This is a genomic window from Arthrobacter sp. ISL-30 (assembly GCF_018613855.1).
Lineage (GTDB): Bacteria > Actinomycetota > Actinomycetes > Actinomycetales > Micrococcaceae > Arthrobacter.
The window spans coordinates 65,782-82,936 of the sequence record NZ_JAGGPK010000013.1; the positions used below are offsets into that span (position 1 = coordinate 65,782).

Annotated in this window: 12 protein-coding genes; 5 read left to right on the top strand and 7 right to left on the bottom strand. The window is 59.2% G+C overall.

The genetic code is table 11. The features are described 5' to 3' along the window. Positions 1-159: 159 nt before the first annotated feature. Positions 160-708 carry a hypothetical protein gene (locus tag J7E82_RS05875; protein WP_214861429.1) on the top strand — a complete coding sequence of 183 codons (549 nt, stop codon included), beginning with the start codon at positions 160-162 and terminating at the stop codon, positions 706-708. Between the two features lie 192 nt (positions 709-900). Here J7E82_RS05875 and J7E82_RS05880 read toward each other — a convergent pair whose 3' ends face one another. The 4 genes from J7E82_RS05880 to J7E82_RS05895 form a co-directional block, all read right to left on the bottom strand. Continuing rightward, complete coding sequence (locus J7E82_RS05880) at positions 901-2,199, bottom strand: hypothetical protein (RefSeq protein ID WP_214861431.1); 1,299 nt, start codon at positions 2,197-2,199, stop codon at positions 901-903. Between the two features lie 105 nt (positions 2,200-2,304). Continuing rightward, positions 2,305-2,865 (bottom strand): hypothetical protein, encoded by a 561-nt coding sequence (locus J7E82_RS05885; RefSeq protein WP_214861434.1) that lies wholly within the window; start codon positions 2,863-2,865, stop codon positions 2,305-2,307. A 198-nt stretch (positions 2,866-3,063) separates the two neighbouring features. Continuing rightward, positions 3,064-4,071 (bottom strand): GTP pyrophosphokinase family protein, encoded by a 1,008-nt coding sequence (locus J7E82_RS05890; protein WP_214861436.1) that lies wholly within the window; start codon positions 4,069-4,071, stop codon positions 3,064-3,066. Further along, on the bottom strand, positions 4,068-5,129 hold the full coding sequence (locus J7E82_RS05895) for a hypothetical protein (RefSeq protein WP_214861443.1): 1,062 nt from the start codon (positions 5,127-5,129) through the stop codon (positions 4,068-4,070). Before J7E82_RS05895 ends, J7E82_RS05890 begins: the two co-directional genes overlap by 4 nt. Positions 5,130-5,990: 861 nt before the next feature. On the opposite strand from J7E82_RS05895, the gene J7E82_RS05900 reads away from it, so the two are divergent. Next, positions 5,991-6,587 (top strand): hypothetical protein, encoded by a 597-nt coding sequence (locus tag J7E82_RS05900; protein WP_214861446.1) that lies wholly within the window; start codon positions 5,991-5,993, stop codon positions 6,585-6,587. Between the two features lie 99 nt (positions 6,588-6,686). Here J7E82_RS05900 and J7E82_RS05905 read toward each other — a convergent pair whose 3' ends face one another. Beyond that, positions 6,687-7,679 (bottom strand): DUF4238 domain-containing protein, encoded by a 993-nt coding sequence (locus tag J7E82_RS05905; RefSeq protein WP_214861448.1) that lies wholly within the window; start codon positions 7,677-7,679, stop codon positions 6,687-6,689. Between the two features lie 838 nt (positions 7,680-8,517). Further along, a complete protein-coding gene (locus J7E82_RS05910; RefSeq protein WP_214861449.1) occupies positions 8,518-9,255 on the bottom strand; it encodes a hypothetical protein in 738 nt (245 codons plus the stop codon). A gap of 142 nt (positions 9,256-9,397) precedes the next feature. Here J7E82_RS05910 and J7E82_RS21160 point away from each other — a divergent pair, with 142 nt between their 5' ends. From J7E82_RS21160 to J7E82_RS05925, 3 genes are all read left to right on the top strand, one after another. After that, the gene (locus J7E82_RS21160) at positions 9,398-10,333 is read left to right on the top strand and encodes a TIGR02391 family protein (protein ID WP_214861451.1); all 936 of its coding nucleotides are present in this window, start codon (positions 9,398-9,400) and stop codon (positions 10,331-10,333) included. A gap of 6 nt (positions 10,334-10,339) precedes the next feature. Further along, positions 10,340-11,611 (top strand): hypothetical protein, encoded by a 1,272-nt coding sequence (locus J7E82_RS05920; protein ID WP_214861458.1) that lies wholly within the window; start codon positions 10,340-10,342, stop codon positions 11,609-11,611. A gap of 213 nt (positions 11,612-11,824) precedes the next feature. Continuing rightward, a complete protein-coding gene (locus J7E82_RS05925; protein ID WP_214861460.1) occupies positions 11,825-14,620 on the top strand; it encodes a DUF4365 domain-containing protein in 2,796 nt (931 codons plus the stop codon). Between the two features lie 1,158 nt (positions 14,621-15,778). Here J7E82_RS05925 and nhaA read toward each other — a convergent pair. Then, positions 15,779-17,113 (bottom strand): Na+/H+ antiporter NhaA, encoded by a 1,335-nt coding sequence (nhaA, locus tag J7E82_RS05930; RefSeq protein WP_214861462.1) that lies wholly within the window; start codon positions 17,111-17,113, stop codon positions 15,779-15,781. Positions 17,114-17,155: the final 42 nt, after the last annotated feature.

Here is a 17,155-nt window from a genome sequence, read left to right on the forward strand (position 1 = left end):
GCATCATCAGCGCCGGGAATCTTCTCCGAGAGAGACATCATCGGGCAGATTTCAATCGGGGAGTACATTCAAACCATGGATGGATCTACGTGTGACCCTTCGCCGACGCATCAACGACCTGGGTCATTCTCTCCGGATACGCCGGGGCAGAGGTTGGAGATGTTCCTGGCCCTGTCCGGTCAGTTCATCGAGTCTGTAGATCTATTTGGGCCTATGCCAACCATTCCTAGAGGCGCGCACGGAACTCCAGATTATCGGCGGCATCTATGGTTGACTCGATTCAAATTAATTTTGCTGAGGAAGTTTTTTGCACCGCAGGATCAGGTTCACATCCCTCGAGTGGTCAAGGCCCTGCGAGAACTCAATCAGGATTATCAGTTCGAATCTGTTGAGACCGTGGCCCGGTACATTGAGGAAGCTTGGAACTCACGAAACCCGGAAGATCTTTGGAAGGACCTTCAGTCGGTCCTCCCCAGAATAGATGGAAAGGATCCCTTGGAAGTTCTGTTGTACGGGGAGCTGGTTCACGCTGACGCCGACAAATTTTATGCGCTCAAGGAACTCGATGACCGTGACTGGTTCATCCTCCAGCTCATCTCCGGCGCGCAGCTTGAACAAGTCGTCAGGCTGGCTCGCCTGAACATCTCGGGTTGCTTCGATCCGGTCACCCACGAACTTCACGGAAGCATTGATTTTCCCTCGGCGTAGGTCGGCTCTTGCTGAACTCCGACCGGCAAGCGCGTCGCATATCGGCGTGCCGCGTTCAGAGCGGCCGGAGCGTCTACGTGGCCACTGACTCACACGAGTCCGCACGGCGGCGGCACGTTGTTCGTCAAGTGCGGTGCCTTGGAAGGCTTCGTAGCCGGCACGAAACAGCCCCTACTCAAAGGTACGACGCTTCTACCTCATCCCATGGGGGCCGTGGGGGCTCCAGCCGTCGAGAAACGGCACAAGGTCTTCGTCGCGATAGTCTGCCAGGACGGGAACCTCGATGGCGCGAAGCAGTGGATCCTTGGCGTTGATGTAGTCGCGAGCCCATGTCAGCCAGTCCAGCCCGCGATTGACCAGTGCTGCGTCGCGTTCTGAGGACAGTCTTGCCTCGAGGGCGTCCACGTACTGGCGCAGCATGGTGGCTTCCGCCCATGCATCTGCCTGGCTCTTTAGCTGCTGGGCCTTGTGGTGGTCCTGGATTCGTACCCGGGCGCGCTCCATGGCCTCTTCCCATCGTCGCTGGGTTTCCTCCTCCTTGAGGCATGCTTGCTCGCGCTTCCACTCGTTTTCCAGATGCTGAATTTCGATCTCGCGAAGTATGGCGGGCAGGGCGGTGTCGAGTTGCTGTCGCTTGCCGTCGCGGAACCGCTCCTGGCGCCCGTTGGGTGAGTATTTTTGTGTCAACTCCAGTTGGAGTCGCCCTGTTGATACGAAAGCGGTGTTGTTGACAAGTGTCCAGGACTGGTTGCGGGAGTTGTATTTGGGGATGTATGGCCTTGCGGCGCCCCCGTTCGGCGGGAGCTCCCGAATTTCCAATGCAACGGTGGTTGTGCCAATCGTGATGGCGATGTCGCCGTCGAGAGTTGTGGGTCTCCGAGTGTCGGTGCGTTTGTGGCTCGACGGCAGCGTGACCTCATAGCCGCGGGCTGTAGCTTCCGTGGCCAGTGCGTGGAGCAGTTTGGCTGCACGCGCGACGTGCTCATTCGACACGCCCTTTGTACTGTCTCGGAACACTTTGGCGATCGGGTGATATTTGCCCACCGAGTCTGGTACCGGGACCGGCCGCTCGTCGACATCATCGGGGAAATGACGGGCCCAACGTGCCTCGTATCGTGGCCGCTGCCACGACCCAACGCTCGCTATTTCAAGCTTGTAGCCCCTCGGGCGCAGAGCTGACTTCATGACGCCACGGACCAGGGCATCGTTGGCAGCGGCGTGCGAATATCCGCCCTCGACCTCAAGGACTCCACCAGCGGCAGTGAGCCTCTGTATAAAGTTGTCCGCTTCAGATTCGTGGGTGTCGTTGTTGGTATCGAAGCCATCGATACCCTCGAGGAGCTCCTTACCCTGCTTGGTGATCCTGGCAGTCCAGCTCGGACCTTTGCCTGTGATGGTGATGTAGCGATCGTCTGCCAAGGCTCTTGCGGCTATCCGATGTGAGTAGCCTTCGAAGGTGTCGCCCGGGCAGCCGTCGTTGACCCATTTCAAGACTTTGGACTGTAAATCGCTGAGTGGCTTAGGTTGCTGTGGCAAAGGATTGTCCAATCCGAGTCCGTCCATGGCGCATAGTAACGTCCAGAACCAATGATCGACTCAGTCTTCAATGCGTGCGACTGCCGGCTTTTGAGAATAGCCGGCTCTGGCAGCGTCGTCTTCGTCGCGCCGCCAGAGATAGTACGGATGAAGCCGCATCTGGCGGTTGCGGCGGTCGTCTATCAGCCAAGTACCCAGGCAATTCCTTGCGTGTTCCAGATACGTGGTGCCGATGTCCCACCAATATCTGTCGAAAGGACGCACCGGCTTTTCTGCAGCAGTCGGGTCGATGGCTCCGCATGCAGGAGGACCGAAAAAATGGGCCATCGCTTGCCGCACACTGACTCGGAGGTGCCTCGCACCGGTGGGGAGCATGGGTTCCCAACGTAGGCATTCACGCTCGAAGTTCTGCATGACAGCGCTAATCTCGGGGCTCGGCGGCATCTTGGTGTCAGCATGCTCGATGAGGGCCACGACGGCACCTAGGGCTTCCGCCGCGTTCTCCACGGCACGTCGCCGGGCAGCCTCAGGCCCTCCACGGCGCTGGAGAATCTCCCCGCGGATCAACGCAACTACCGACATGACGACAGCGGCCACCGCAACCCAGAACCCAGCATCCATGAGGCGACTGTAATGTACGAAGGGCTACGGGCCGTGGACGCGCCCAGAAATCCGCGCAGAGCTTTAGGTAGCGATAGATTCGAGGACATCAGGAACTTTGCGATCCGTTCCGCCGAATCCTTGATTGGAATCGGCGCGAGTTCATAGCTGCCAGTGTCAGGTCAGGGCGCACTTCTGACTAGCCACGGGTGGGCCAACCTACTGGAACTGTGAACGCTTCCCCATGACGCGAGCAATCGGGATAATCTGCTGATAGAGATCGCTCTGTTCCATGTCAGTCGCAAGCTTGTAGGCGTTATGGTCCAAAAGCGCCGCGACAAGGAGCGCTTCCGGTTGACCCGCCAAAAGGTGCACTCGGACATCAAAAGATGCCGCCTTTGGGCCAATTTTGCCTTGAAGCGCATCGAGGTGAGCTTTGCTATTGGAGATGAAGCTTGCAGTCATTTGCTCAAGATCTTCAGGAGGAATTGACGTGCGGCGGCATATCTCCTCGACGTTCTGCAGCGATAGATGATGGCTGCCGCGCCCCCAATTCAGGTCGTGAGCTGACTTGGATAGAAACCTGGTTAGCCGCAATATGGAATATGATTCGAGTTCAGACACGCTTTTCACGCCCCTATCGAGTTCGATATCCATCAGTTCAACTAAGGCGAGAACTCTTGCAAACTGCCTTTGGGTTTCTTTGGGTATGAGTCCTGGGCCTTTATATATGTACTCATGCTCGGTTTCGGCCCAAGTATGCTCAGCAACAGTTCGAATCTGAACTTCACATCGTAGCGACTCGGAGAGCGATGTTGAGAGTTCGCCACAGTGAAGGTCGAGATGCAGTCCTGCATATGCGAGCTCGCGATAGTCCCGCTCAAGCTCTTTGTCATCGATTTCTAAGATGTCAAAGTGTTTTGATCGTTCGATGGCGTGGAGAACCTTGGTCTTTTCTGAAGCAAGTTGAACTATTACTCTCACGCCCAACAGGTCGGAACAATCAGCCCAGGGTAGGGGATACTTCTTCTTTTCCTGTTTTACGAAAAGGCTTAGTGGATCCTTGCATCGGGTTTCAATCTTGTGCGGCTTTATCCCGCATTCCGCGAGAGCCGCCTCGATTCGTTTCTGAATCTCTCGAATTGCTGATTCATATTCCTCCTGCGCAGCCAGATATGAAGTGAACGTTCGTTCGGGAGTCCATGTCCCGGTCTCTGGAGCACTCATCGCGGGCGGGAGTTGGTGACGGACTCCAAGGGAACACCTTTAATGGTTACGTCGTATAGTTCGCCATTTGATGAAGATGGATCACGTTCCACGCGAACTTGGCCTTGGCTTCCGATCTGGTGAGGTGGTGCAACCAGCGAGATTTCTGTGCCCAGGTTAATGCGCAAGTTGTTAAGCCGGGCGCTGATTCGCTTAGGATCCTTGGTGAAGCTCATCATGGGCACGCCGCGAGCAGAGGCCGCAGAGCGGATGTCCTGCTGGTGGCTGGGCGGAATATGAGTGCGAATGAAGGCTTCGGCATCTACGAACGATGAATTACTCTTGATGTCGACGGCAAGTGCCGCTTGGGCCTCGATCTTTTCGTCAGCACCAAGGCTGCTCTGATGAATGGCTTCTGTCATCTTGTCCAGGAAGCGCTCTGTAAGTACCTCCGGCTCGTCCGCCAATTTCAGCCCCAAGAATTCACCCAAAAAGTAGTTGGCGAAGCCACCTCCGTTCTGAATATCAGCCAAGAATCCTTGAATGCCTACTGGATTCTTATCAGTCGCCTGCAGCACGGCGATCTTATAAATCCTGGTTTGCTCCCCGAAGACGAGGTCAGGAATTCGCTTTATCGAGATGCTCCTGAGGCCACCTTCGAGAGTTGTCGCTTCGGCCTGCATGGCTTCCTGGTGTTCCACTTTGGCGATAAGCACCCCTGGCGTGCCGTCCAGGACCGCGTCGGCCACGACGAGCAGACCGGTCTTGGCATTCAGTCGTTGGGATTCCACCAGACGTCCAGCGAGAAGTTGACTTAGGGTCTTGAGATCGGCTGTCCGGAGGTGGGAGACAACTGCACCCGGGGAAGGGCTGTCAACGTGCTCGCTGGGAACGACGTTGAGCGCCCGCTTTTCGAGGGCATCACTGAACCTGTCCGTCAGGAATCCCAGATCACGGGCATCCAACTCAACCGGGATATCTGTCAGCAACGCATTGAACTTCTTTTCACCGTTGTGTTCATGGAGCGCAATTTGATGCATGAACACAGATGCCAAACTGAGCGTGCTGTAGTTAGGCAACGCAGTAACCCCCAGAGATGAAGTTGTTTCTGCCTATCTTCACCTACTGTTGACAAGTATCCAACTTGAAGACGGGCTCGTCTCGTAGTACTCGAGACGGGCCCGATGACCAAGGTGCCCTCAAAATTGATGCCGTGCTGCTTATCGCCGCGGCGTCCACATCGCTGGACACATTGCACACGTCGAGCAGGCTCAGGTACAAACATGGTGGCTACAAGAAGATCCTCCGGAAATCTTCGAACCGATCCGGTAGCAACGCCGCATTCGGATGAGATCGCCCACCAGGTTCGCACGCAGGCCGTCCCGCGTCTCATCACGGGCACTAAGCCGCCGAAGCCTGCACTTCCGACGCGCTACGATCCCCGTCGGACATGAGTTCGCACGGCAAGCTATCTCGGGCGGGCTCGACGACGTCGGCCTCGGTACTCGAAACGCAGTGGCACACCCGCCGCTGTCGTCTCCACCAGTACCATTTCCACTCATCTCTTTTACGGCTCTGCCGCGGCAGCCCCGACGGAGTCTCGTCTCTAGCTGAACCTCGAATCCAGCTTGTACAGCACGGCCGTGTAGGCCCCATCTTCCGTCTCTTGCCAACTCCCAGAGCCCCCGTATGCGTAGCCCCTCGGGATCCAAGAAACCACGGAGTTCAGTCCATGACTGTAGAAGGTACCGTCACCCTTCCAAGAGATTGGCCCTCGGTTCTCTACGTTGCCCTGATCGTCAGTGAGACGCACCCACCAGGTTCCGTCTGGTTTCCGGTAGACGGTCATGCTGATTGGTTCGGTTTCATTGTTCATGTCCCCAAGCTACACAGCCGGACTATGCGAAGGTGAGTGAACCATCTACCTGGGGGAGATCACCATGCCAGCTGTGCCCGATGAACTGCAGATGAGATTCGAGAAGTGGAGCGCGAATGGCCGCCCGCCACAGGCCTCGTTTGAGTGGAACAGACAGAATTGGCAAAGGTATCTCGGCGGCCGGAGCGTCCTGGATGCGCTGCCTAACCCTATCGACCGCGCCGGAGTCCTGGAATCGTTCAAGCTCATCCATGACCCCGCCACGACCCTCGACGCCTACATCGCCAGCTACCTCTGGGGCTACGCCAGGACTGGCTTCGGCCCCTACCGCGCCGAAAGAGTCATTCGGCTGAACACGGACCCCGAGAGCGGCAAGGACTTCGCCGCTGATCTGTACAGGCTCGCGCGTATCGCGATGAACGACGGCGGGAACGCTGCGTTCGAGCACATCGTCATCAAGCGCAGCAGCGACCGTCACTTCTTCAAGCAATGGGGACCGGCCTTCGCGACGAAGTTCATCAGCTTCGCCACCAAGGCCTCGGACCAGGTGGCCACGACGCCGATCCTGGACAGCATCGTCGCAACATGGTTCCGCAACCAATGCAAAGAGACCGGCCCGCTCTGGCTGAACTGGAACAGCGCCGGCAGTTACCGCAGGTAAACCGACTGCTTGACCGAATGGGGTGAAGAGCTGGGCAGCGAACCCGAGCAGGTCGAGCAGCTTATCTTCGGAGCAGACTGAGTGCCTGGGCCCGCGCGTCTAGCCCGAGATCACTTCGGACTCCACTTCCTTGTCGCGAGGTCCGGGAAGCTCATCCGGAACCAGAGCTGCGTCATCGGGATGATGGAAGACCCAGTCACGCGCGTTGTTGATCGTCGTAGCGTTGAAGAACCGGACGACCTTCGTCGACGCGTTCAACGTCTGATCCTCCCTGCCGCTGAGAACTTCCTCCAGAAGACTTTCCATGGACCCCTGACCGGAGCCGTCCTCTTTGTACAGCGACATCGGATCGCTCAGAAGAAGACCGATCTCTCTAGTGAGCGGAACCGAGATTCCCCAAGCATTCATTACTCCGACGCCGGCGTAGAATCCCTCCAGTTTCGGATCCCGAATAAGCGCAACCGGGGTATCGCATGTTAGAAGCTTCTGACGGCTGAACCTGACAAGATTCCAGGGGCGCCCGACGAAGAAGCGCACTACGACCGGAACAAGTTCAAGCAGATGATCTATATGTTCTGCCGAAGAAGCATGTGTGGCGATCCCATCCGGCTTTGTGGCCTGTTCCACGAGCTGCAACAGCTTCTCGTCGCTGACCTGTTTCCCGGACGTCGCAAGCATGGATTGAAGACCATCCATCCCCATTTGTCTCACTGCCTTAGACAACACAGTGCTCTGCATTTGGCTCATCATTGCCCTGGTATCAGGGCCCCTGAGGAATTGAAGAGCCAGGAAGGTCCCGAGGATCTCCCTGTCATCACCGGACAGAGGCCAGGTACCTTCCACGATCTTCCTGACTACTGTCGCTGCATCACCTTCAAGATTGGACAGCTCCTTTTCAAAGACATCGTCTCCATCAGGATGGCCAGGCAGCGCATAGAAATTCGTCTGGACCGTCGCATCTTTCGTCGGCAGGACAAAGCGCTTCCCGTCACTGAGACTGACTACGCCTATCTGAGGCTTGCTGTTATCGGAGGCGAAGCCTTTCAGATAGAAGTTCGGAACTGTGTGGTGCCGCTTGCTGACTTCCCCCATGCTTATTGTGTCCTTTCATTCCGTGGTTTGCCGCTCGATGCCTATTCTCCCTCTCCAGAGGGATCAGATTGTCCGTAGCGTCGGCGGGGACTGTGTGTTCTCGTGAGCGAGGGTGATGCACTGAACGCTCCCAGCACGGTCCTGGTCCGGCCTAAACGAAGTAGTCCGGCGCCAGGAAGCATCGGTGTGCAGCGGGACTGGTGCCGGTCAATCCCAGGTCTGGCCGCACCAGCAGCGGCTGTCCTGGTGTTCCTGGCTGACGAGGACTCGTTCCTCTCCGAGCAGGATGACGTCTTCTTAGCTGAGCATGGCTCCAGTGCAGCATCAGCGGCCGGCTGCCGATAGGGGAGTCGTGGTGTCTGTGGAAAACCGATGGGCTCGCAGTTCCTGCGGGCGGGCGCTGGCGATGGAAGCGTGCTATCGACTGTACAGCAGGGACTTCGGCTGTCCTTGTTCCATGTCGTGGTCGCGCGGCCGCCGCAGGTAGGTGCGGTGCCGTAAGTCTGGCCATGCCATCGGGGCCCCTTTGCGTGAGAGCGGGGATCGCAAGACGCGTCAGGCGCGCCCCTCTCTTTTCCATCGCGGGAACTGAGCTCGCCAACCAGTGTGTATGTGGTAATCGCACCGGAATGGGCCTGTTTGTGCTGATTTAGCAGGGATCTTTTGGCCTCATAAACGAGCACATCACGTCTATGATTCGCATTCCCCCGGGGGTATGTCCTAAAGTATGCTGGTGATGCGTTCCTTGTGAGGACGGGATTTCCTTCCGACTCAGCCACGTCGCCATGCTCTTCAGAGGAGCCAGACGACGGTGCGGCGAAACCGCCCACTGCGATTCCTAATCCTCAGCGTCTGCATCGTCGCCCGATGCCAGCTTCTGCCGCAGATAGTCGATGTAGTCGGCACGGAGCACATGCCGGGCTCGCGGGCGCTTCCCGCTGTTGATGTCCCGGACGTACTGCGCGAGCCGCTCCGGGTTCTTGCCGGCCCACCCGTGAGCAAGGGCCCAACCCTGCATGGCGTCGGCGTCTATCGGGATTCTGGCGTCGCGCAACGCCAGGAGGACGCCGACGACCCGATCCTTCTCATAGCCTGCCGATATCGTGTTGTTGTGGTTCACCGTAAGCGTCAGGCTCCTCAGAGCCTCTATGACGATCGGGTCGAGATCGGGGGAGAAAGTTTCCCAGTCCGACCCGTCGCCAAGAATGTCCGGTTTCATCGCCGTGACCCACGGGCGGATCTGGTCGGCATTCCCGGTGATGAGGCAGATGGCCCGGATCCCGCGGCCGTAGCGCACCAGCTTCCCGATGTCTTCCATGTCCGGCCAGGCCATCAACACCGGACCATTACCTCGTGGAGTCCCACCACCGCGACCGGTGATGTGTACCACATTGCTGTGCCGCTGCACGAGGCGCTCCAAGGCGTCGCAGTTGCTGAGGTTCGACTTGAGTGACGTCCAGACCGAGAATGTATCGCCCGTCTGCATTTGTTCGACGCACCAGTCGATCGCTGCGCCGACGCCCTCGTCGTCGTAGCTGGCGACGGCTGTTGGGTAGTGGCTGTCTCGGTCGAACATGTGTCCCCCTATGAATTGTGTCGTCGGGCTTAACGCTAACTTGGAACTCCGACACGAACCGGGCCACCAGTTCGGGAAAGTCGGCGCAAGTCCGGCAGACTTGTGGCAGGTGACTTATGGGCCACGGGAGACGACTTGAGGCGTGACCGCCACAACGAAATCTGGGGGAGAGATGGACGTCCGGACGGACGGCGAGTACTTGGACTTTCTTGCGAAGCGTCTCGACGAGTTCTCGAGGACGTTCGAGGAGTTCATGACGCACCACGTAGAGAACTCCGGGTTCGGGGCTATGGCCGTTGGGATGGCTCCTGCTGTCCTACCGAAGGACAGCGCTGACAAGGCACGCGTCCGGGTGCTCACTGATGAGCTGAACCGCCTCGCCGGCGCGCTCATGGATCTCAGCGGCGTCACCGGCGTCCGACTCGCAGTCCAGGGAGCCGGGGTACTCGACCCCTTCGTGAACTGGCAGAGGATGCTCGAACCGAAGCCGCTGCTCGACGCCCCTGTCGTCCGAGGCTGCTGCCTCCAAGCCGCAGGTCGGCTGGAGGGTCTCAAGGCGAAGGCCGAGGCGCTCTCATCGCCGACGATCGAGCCTTCGCTCTTGCATCCTCTGGTGTGGGCCGCAGCCCAACGTCTCTGGAACGATGGCCACCTCCGGCAAGGAGTTGCGGCTGCCGCGGAAGCCCTCAGCGGCCAAATGAAGCAGCTCACGGGTCGGAACGACGCAAGTGACACTTCTCTGTGGCAGCAGGCGTTCGCCGCCGCCGAGCCACAGGAGGGCAAGCCCCGGCTGCGCTGGCCTGGCGACCCAAACGACCAAGACGTCAAAACTATGCAGGCCGGACTGCTGAGCTTCGCCCCCGGTGTCAACATGGTGATCCGGAACCCGGCGACACACGTCGCAGAAGACTTCACCGAGCAGGATGGACTCGAACAGCTCGCGACACTGAGCATCCTCGCCAAGTTCCTGGACCGGTGTGTAGTTGTGTCCGTCGACGGCGCGACCACCTCTCCGGCCGAGCACGTATTCCCGGAGCCTGCAGGCGAAGCCAAGGTTTTGACCAGGGAAAACGGCTAGATCGACATGGCTGCAAAAGAAGACCTCTCCGCTTCCGCGCGAGGGATGCTGAAGAAGGTGAAGCGGCGCTACATGGAGTCGCGGGACTTCAACGGGCTGCATGTAAGCACCACCCGAAACTCACGCGACGAGATCGAGGCAGCGGTCGAACTGGCAAATGCCGGTCTGATCGAAGTCGTTGGCCCAAGCGACTACATGAACATCCACATCCGTCCCTGGCCTTCGCGGAGGACCATAGCCGAGCAGATCAAAGAGCTTCGCGAGCTCTCCGATGACGATTACGGGGTCTGTCTCTACCCCAAGGTGAAAGCATTGAAGCGGATGAAGCTGCCCGTGAAGTTCGAGGACGCCCCATTCGCCAGGGCCATGGCGCGCGGCAGGTCCACGCTGGAGCTCGCGTTCTTCAGCTCGGACGTGCTCGAGGGCTACCGCAACGATGCCCGCTACCGGTTCGGCATGGGCGACTTCGGAATCAACTTCGGGCTGTCCGACGAGGCGTACGACGACAAGGACCAACCGAAGAAGGACAGAGTCGGGCTTATGCACCTGGGCTTCGCTTACGACATGCGCCAGTACGACCCGGAGGTCTCGGACTCCCCAATAGTCCGACGCGTCGCCGCCTTCTACGGCGACTTGGACGACCTGACGCCCGAGCACCAGCAGCGCTGGGCGAGCTTCCAGGTCCACGAAGAGGGCAACACGCCTCACCCTGTTTGGTACGCCTCGCAGATGGGCCACTGGCCGGACGGCATCGGACCCTTCGCCCGGCTCGCCCAGGAGCTCAAGGCCATCAGTGACCTCTTCGAGAACGTGTGGGCCACGCGTCTATTCCGGTCCCACGAGCTGCCCGACGACTTCGGGTGGATCCTCCGGGCCGACCAGCGGGAGTGGGACCACTTCATTCACTCGTTCGACAAGCTCCTGTCGGACAACATCGACGGCGCGGCACTCGACAAGGCCAAGGTTCCACGGGTCAACGAGAAAAAGGAGCGTCTCGGAACCCTAAGCCGGCTTGAGCTGTTCATGACGATGAACCATGTGAAAGCGGATGCTGCGAAATGGGCGCTGAAGCCTCTACGGGAGGTTCGCATGGCGCGGCAGAAACCCGCCCACGCGCTGCGCACCAACGTGACAGACCGCACCTTCATCCGCAAGCAACGGGACCTTCTACACGAGGTCAACGAAGTCCTGATCAACATCCGCCAATGGCTATCCAGCCACCCGGAGAACCGAGACTGGAAAGAGCCCTGGCCCGACGCCAGGGACTACCCGCTCTGATGGTGACGACTTCGTTCCCCGGTGTCGGCGAGCTGAATTCAAACGCTCCGCTGCATCCAAGATGATTTCTCGGATCGCGGCTTCCGTTAGGCAGTCTTCGACATAAGCGTGCCCCACCGGGCCGCCCATTTTTGCATGCGCGTCATGGGCGACTGCTGTTCCGCCGTTATGTAGCCTTAACAGGAGCCAAATGGCCAAGGACCTAGGGGAGAAATGCGCGCCGGTAAGACTGAAGTAATCGGGACGCCGGGCCAGTCCGCCGTCAAGGGTCAGTTCGAAAAGCTTCGCTGGGGTGCCAACCCTAATCCCGATCACGATCTGGGTACGGACCTTTGGTTGCAGCCGCGAGACGAACGAAGGTTTGAACTCAACACGGTCGCAGGAGCACAGGTCAAGACCAGCGAAACCAAGGGTCCAAACACTTATTTCGGCAGCCCGGAGAGGGACGCCGACGGGAAAATCCTTGGGTGGTGGTACTACGAGTCGGCCAAGAAAGACCACTTCGACTACTGGACTCGGCACACCGCTCCCCATTTCCTGATTCTTCATGACCTGGAAACAGCGGAATCGTACTGGGTGCATGTAACGAGTGAAAGATTGGTAGCGGCAGGCTCAGGCAAGAAGATCCTTATCCCTGTGCATCAGCTTGTTGACGAAGCGCATAACAGGGAACTGATCGAGGTCGCTACGAGCGGAAGGCCGCACATTCCATGGGAGGGGAGCGCCTGGGGTGGTGCGCAAACGCTCGCTGCCGGCGATCTTCTCCGGCACGCACTGATAGTGCCCAGGCTGGTGGCACCGCACCGAAATGACCTCCCGAAGGCCTTCCAGCCAGAGCAGGCGGTTGCTGCCCTTGTGCTACTCAGACAGACAGATCTTGAGAACAAAATGCCCGATGCCAGCGCGCGCAATAAGTCGAAGTTGTGGGGTTGGGCGTTCGTCACGGCTCTCGAATCGTACCTGAGGACCGATGAGCCGGCAGTGTTCAAAGATGCGTTGGACTCGGCCGAAAAGGCTTCTGACAAGGTGGCTGCGGTCTGCACATGGGCCTCAGCTCTTTTGGAACGTGCAGAAGCGTCTACTGCCCTTGCCTTGCTGAACAAGGTCCTCGCCGACGACGACGCCTCACCGCAGGACCATGTTTGGCTGTTAGTCCAACGTGCAAGGTGCTTGAACGAACTGGGTCGGCGCGACGAAGCCAAAAAGGTCGCACTGGAAGCACTCCAGGGCAGGAATTCCGCGCCCGATGACCCAACCTTGACTGCGCTGTGTGGGGCAGCTTCCTGGATCGTCTTCTCGTCTTCGCCGTTTGGCGCTAGGAGCTTCTCAGACGTCATAACAGGAAGCGATAACATCGCATCTTGGTGGAGGACACAGGTTACGGCTTGGGGGCTGTCCTCGAACTTTGAGGAGCAGTTCAGCACATGGTCCCGAGACTCAACCCGTAGAGTCGGCTTCGAAGACGCAGCCTGGAGTCACTTGCGCGCCAGCTCTCTCATCGCGGGCCTGATCGGCGACCAATCAAGCTGGACCCATTCATACGCCAGACTTGCGAAGCTTCAGTTAATGCGCACGGGCAACAAATCAGAGGTATCTGAGGTGGCCCAATCACTGACGATGCTCCGCTGGGCAGGCGATCACAAAGCCCTCACGGATGCAATTCATCGAGTCGTCCTTGAAGGTCCCGCGGAAGCGGCCCGGTCAGCCAGTGAGGCCGTGAAACTGGCAGAATCAACAAAGACGACCATACGGTCCAACATAGCTCTGCTGAAGTCAGCCGCAGACGTCCTGACGCCTGATACTGCAGACTCGACCGCTAAATGGTGTATGAAGTTCCTTTCGGACTTGCCTGCCTTTGGCGAGTTGTATTCGCCGGGATACCACGTCCCCATCGAGCTTCTCGGACTTTTAGCTCCAGTGGTCCCCGCCCTAAGTGAAACCGGGCGAAATGAGCTCCTGGAGTGGCTTGCTGCATTGCCGGAGCAGCCCGACCATTTGATTGCCCAGACTTATGGGTCAGTTTTTCGCGCTGTTGCCGACAGAGTCGCGGGTACAGCAGACATCGAAAAGCTCGTTGCACGGCCGGCCGGCGACCACGCAGCCCTCACTCAGGTGGTCGACAAGCTTCGTGCACGAGATGACACTAACTACCGCCTAAGCCTACTGAAGGACATCGAGAAGGGTGATCACACCGCACTCAACAGGTTTGGCGACGTGGAGTCACTAACCGAACCCGCTGTCCGAGGAATGCTCGAAACTTTGGCCAGCGAGGTCAGGCACGTTACTGCTATGGCCGGCGGGCTGGCGTACGCCGATGGCGGGAACTCCGTCCGCACGCTCGTTCTACTCAACCTCTGGCACCCCGAGCTTGCCCTGTGGGAACCATTCTTGGAGTTCCTCGAAGAGTCCCGTGTGTCCAAGGACGATCTCGTGGGCTGTTTGTCCGTGCTAGGCCGTGCACCACTCAAGATCACGGCAGACAGCGAACGGCTCGCCGCGTCCCTTCGCCGCCTCATGACGGAAAAAGGCGGGGAGGGTGAATGGCTCTTTGGAGAGTGGGCGGATGTTCGTGGTCTGGCCGCTGAAGCCCTGTTTGCGGTTGATCCAGATTCTGTGACTGAAGAAGACATATGGGCGCTCATGCGCGGCAGCTCCGGGCAGCAGCACTCCGCCGCACGCATCATCGCTCGGCGGGAAAAGGCCGAAGAATTTGGACTGCTCGTAGCGCTATCCGCATCGGATGACACAAGTATTAGGGCTATTGTGGCAAACAGACTTGCCGGCTGGGTTTCTCGTGGCATCGCAGGGGCCAGGGCTTCTGCTTTGTTGAATACAATGCTGGACAGCCGTGGGACCGAGTTGCCCCGGGCCGTGGTCGCGCACGCTCAAGGGGCTCCGAAGGATGAAGGCATGACGCAGATCATCGATCGCTATAAGGACCATCTCTCGGCGACGGTGCGAAATTCGATTCGTAGTATTCAGGAGCGGGCCGAACCGGAAGTGAGCTAGGGCCTGGCGAGAGTGCCGTCGGCCCTTATGTCCGTATCCGGGAATTCACGAAGTGCAGCCGCTACGGCTCTGACGGCTGCCGGATCTTCTGTCCAGGGCCGGCCTGTCCGTGTGCAGGCGTGGAAGTTTGTCACTTTTGAGGCCTTGGCGGGCTCAGTAAGTTCTGCCCACACGCTACCCGCAGATCCTCCAAGAGCTCCGGTGACATCGGCGCGTCCGCGACAGGGACTGCCGCCCCAACTGGACTCACGCGTGCCGCGGTTACGGCTTTTCGCTGAAGAAAACTTCTAAGGCCCATTTCTTTGTTCCCCCTTTCCCCCTGCACGGAGTATCAAGGCCCCCTTAACGCGTCTGGGACCTTCAGCTCGGAAGACGGCAGCCATGGCCCCCGGCCAGCCATATAGTTCAGCCTTGCTGCATAGCACGCAGAGTCCGCGTCGTTGGCTTGGAAAAGGTCTCGTAGATCCGCGATGCAGTAAGGCTTACCATTTCCGCCCGGTTCTGAGACACCGGAGCGTCACAGATCTCTTCTCTCCTTCCATCACGGAATGGGATCGCCAATTAGTGAACATGTGGTGATCGCATTGGGATAGGCCTTTTCTGCTGATTTCGCAGGCAATTTCTTGTCTCGCAGATGAGCGCACCACCGCACCGATACACATTCCACCGGGGGTAGTCCTTAACCATGTATGTGTGAAGGCATTCGAGCGGTGGCTGGCTTACCGTCAAACATGTGCGCGGAAGCAGCGCCTGCCCCACGCCGAATGGCTGCCCAAGCTCGTCGTTGGTGCGGACTCTGACGATCTTCAGGTTATGCCTATGCACCGCGGGGTGAGATGGGTTCACGACTCAGGTCCAGGCGGGTCACGAGGTCGAGGCCATACCAGGTGTCCGTCTACGACGTCGCGCTTACAGTCGGCCCCCTACCGGTACAGCGACACTGGCGTCGCCCGAAGTCCGCCCGAAGGCCGGAACGCGCTGTCGGAGGAGTACGCGCAGGCGTTGGCTGTCTGGCTGACGGTCCTGCCCTCGGCGAGCAACGCTAGACCGCAAGATGGCAGTGATGGTTCTCTTCCTGCTCCATGATTGGTGCAGCGGGTTGCCGTGGCAGGTCGGCCAGCAGCCTTGCTGCGTGCAAGGCCCGCTGCGTCGAAGAGTTCATGCAGCCGAATGCGAAGACTCTCCGGGGCCTGGGCCTGCCGCGCTGGAAGGCCGGGAGGAGTTGGTGTGTCGGTAGTGGCGGTTCCTGGGCAGCAGGACTGCACCAGCCAGCAGTGAGGCGATGAGGGACGCCGCCAGGATCCCTGTCGTCGCCTGGTCACCGTAGCTGTTGCCGTGGCCGAAGCTGAGTTCCGCGACCAGCAGGGAAACGGTGAAGCCGATCCCGCCGAGGAGCGAAACGCCGATAATATCGATCCACTTGATGGAGCGGTCCAGTTTTGCCCTGGTGGCCTTGGTAAGGAGCCAGACCGTTCCGAGAATTCCGGCTGGTTTGCCCATGACCAAGGCGATGATGATCCCGAGTGTCACCGGGTTCGCGAACAGGGATCCGACCCCGTCCCGGCCGCCCACCTGTACACCTGCTGCAAAGAAGGCAAACACCGGCACGGCGATACCAGCTGAAACGGGACGGAGCCGGTGCTCCAGGATCTCGGCCAACCCCCCGCCCGGCTGCGGTCCGCCCTTGGAGTGAGCGAGCGGGACAGCGAAGCCCAGCATGACTCCTGCTACAGTCGCGTGGATCCCTGAATTGTGGACCAGAACCCAGGCGGCAGCGCTCAGGGGAAGCAGGATCAGCCAGGCCGCTGCCCGTGTAGAGAAGAACCGCCGGTACCGGTGTGCAAGAAAGGTGTAGGAACCCAAGGCGAGCAACACCAGCAGCAGCGGTTCCGCACGAATGTCCTGCGAATAGAAGAACGCGATGATGCCAATTGCGATCAGGTCATCAACCACGGCTAGTGTCAGGAGGAAAATCCGCAACGCACCCGGCAGGTGCGAACCGATCAGGGCCAGAACAGCGACGGCGAAGGCGATGTCCGTCGCTGTCGGAATCGCCCACCCCCTCAGCGTTTCGGGACTGGCCAGGTTGACCACGGAGTAAATGATGGCGGGAACAGCGACCCCACCGGCGGCAGCGGCAACCGGCACGACCGACTTGCTGGGCTCGCGCAGATCCCCGATCAGGAACTCCCGCTTAAGTTCAAGGCCGACGAGGAAAAAGAAGATGGCCAGCAGACCGTCCGATGCCCACTCGCCCAGGCTGAGTTCCAGATGCCACGGCCCGTATCCGACCCGGATATCCCTCAGCTGGAAGTAGCCGGCAGACAGCGGGGAGTTTGCCCAGATCAGCGCGATGATCGCAGCTGCTACGAGCAGCGCGCCGCCGACAGTCTCTTTGCGCAGGATGGAGCCGATGCGCAGTAACTCAGAAGGACTTTCCCCTCCGAGCAGGAAGGAGCGGGGGCGGGCATCCGGTGAGTTCTGGTCGTCCATTCGGTGAGTCCTCGAGCAGTCCCGACAAGACAATGTCACCTG

What these genes read in the sequence shown, in the direction of transcription:
- J7E82_RS05875 (WP_214861429.1), top strand. Translation starts at nt 160, where the DNA reads ATGTTCCTGGCCCTGTCCGGTCAGTTCATCGAGTCTGTAGATCTATTT.
- J7E82_RS05885 (WP_214861434.1), bottom strand. Translation starts at nt 2,865, where the DNA reads ATGGATGCTGGGTTCTGGGTTGCGGTGGCCGCTGTCGTCATGTCGGTA.
- J7E82_RS05890 (WP_214861436.1), bottom strand. Translation starts at nt 4,071, where the DNA reads ATGAGTGCTCCAGAGACCGGGACATGGACTCCCGAACGAACGTTCACT.
- J7E82_RS05900 (WP_214861446.1), top strand. Translation starts at nt 5,991, where the DNA reads ATGCCAGCTGTGCCCGATGAACTGCAGATGAGATTCGAGAAGTGGAGC.
- J7E82_RS05905 (WP_214861448.1), bottom strand. Translation starts at nt 7,679, where the DNA reads ATGGGGGAAGTCAGCAAGCGGCACCACACAGTTCCGAACTTCTATCTG.
- J7E82_RS05910 (WP_214861449.1), bottom strand. Translation starts at nt 9,255, where the DNA reads ATGTTCGACCGAGACAGCCACTACCCAACAGCCGTCGCCAGCTACGAC.
- J7E82_RS05920 (WP_214861458.1), top strand. Translation starts at nt 10,340, where the DNA reads ATGGCTGCAAAAGAAGACCTCTCCGCTTCCGCGCGAGGGATGCTGAAG.
- J7E82_RS05925 (WP_214861460.1), top strand. Translation starts at nt 11,825, where the DNA reads ATGCGCGCCGGTAAGACTGAAGTAATCGGGACGCCGGGCCAGTCCGCC.
- nhaA (WP_214861462.1), bottom strand. Translation starts at nt 17,113, where the DNA reads ATGGACGACCAGAACTCACCGGATGCCCGCCCCCGCTCCTTCCTGCTC.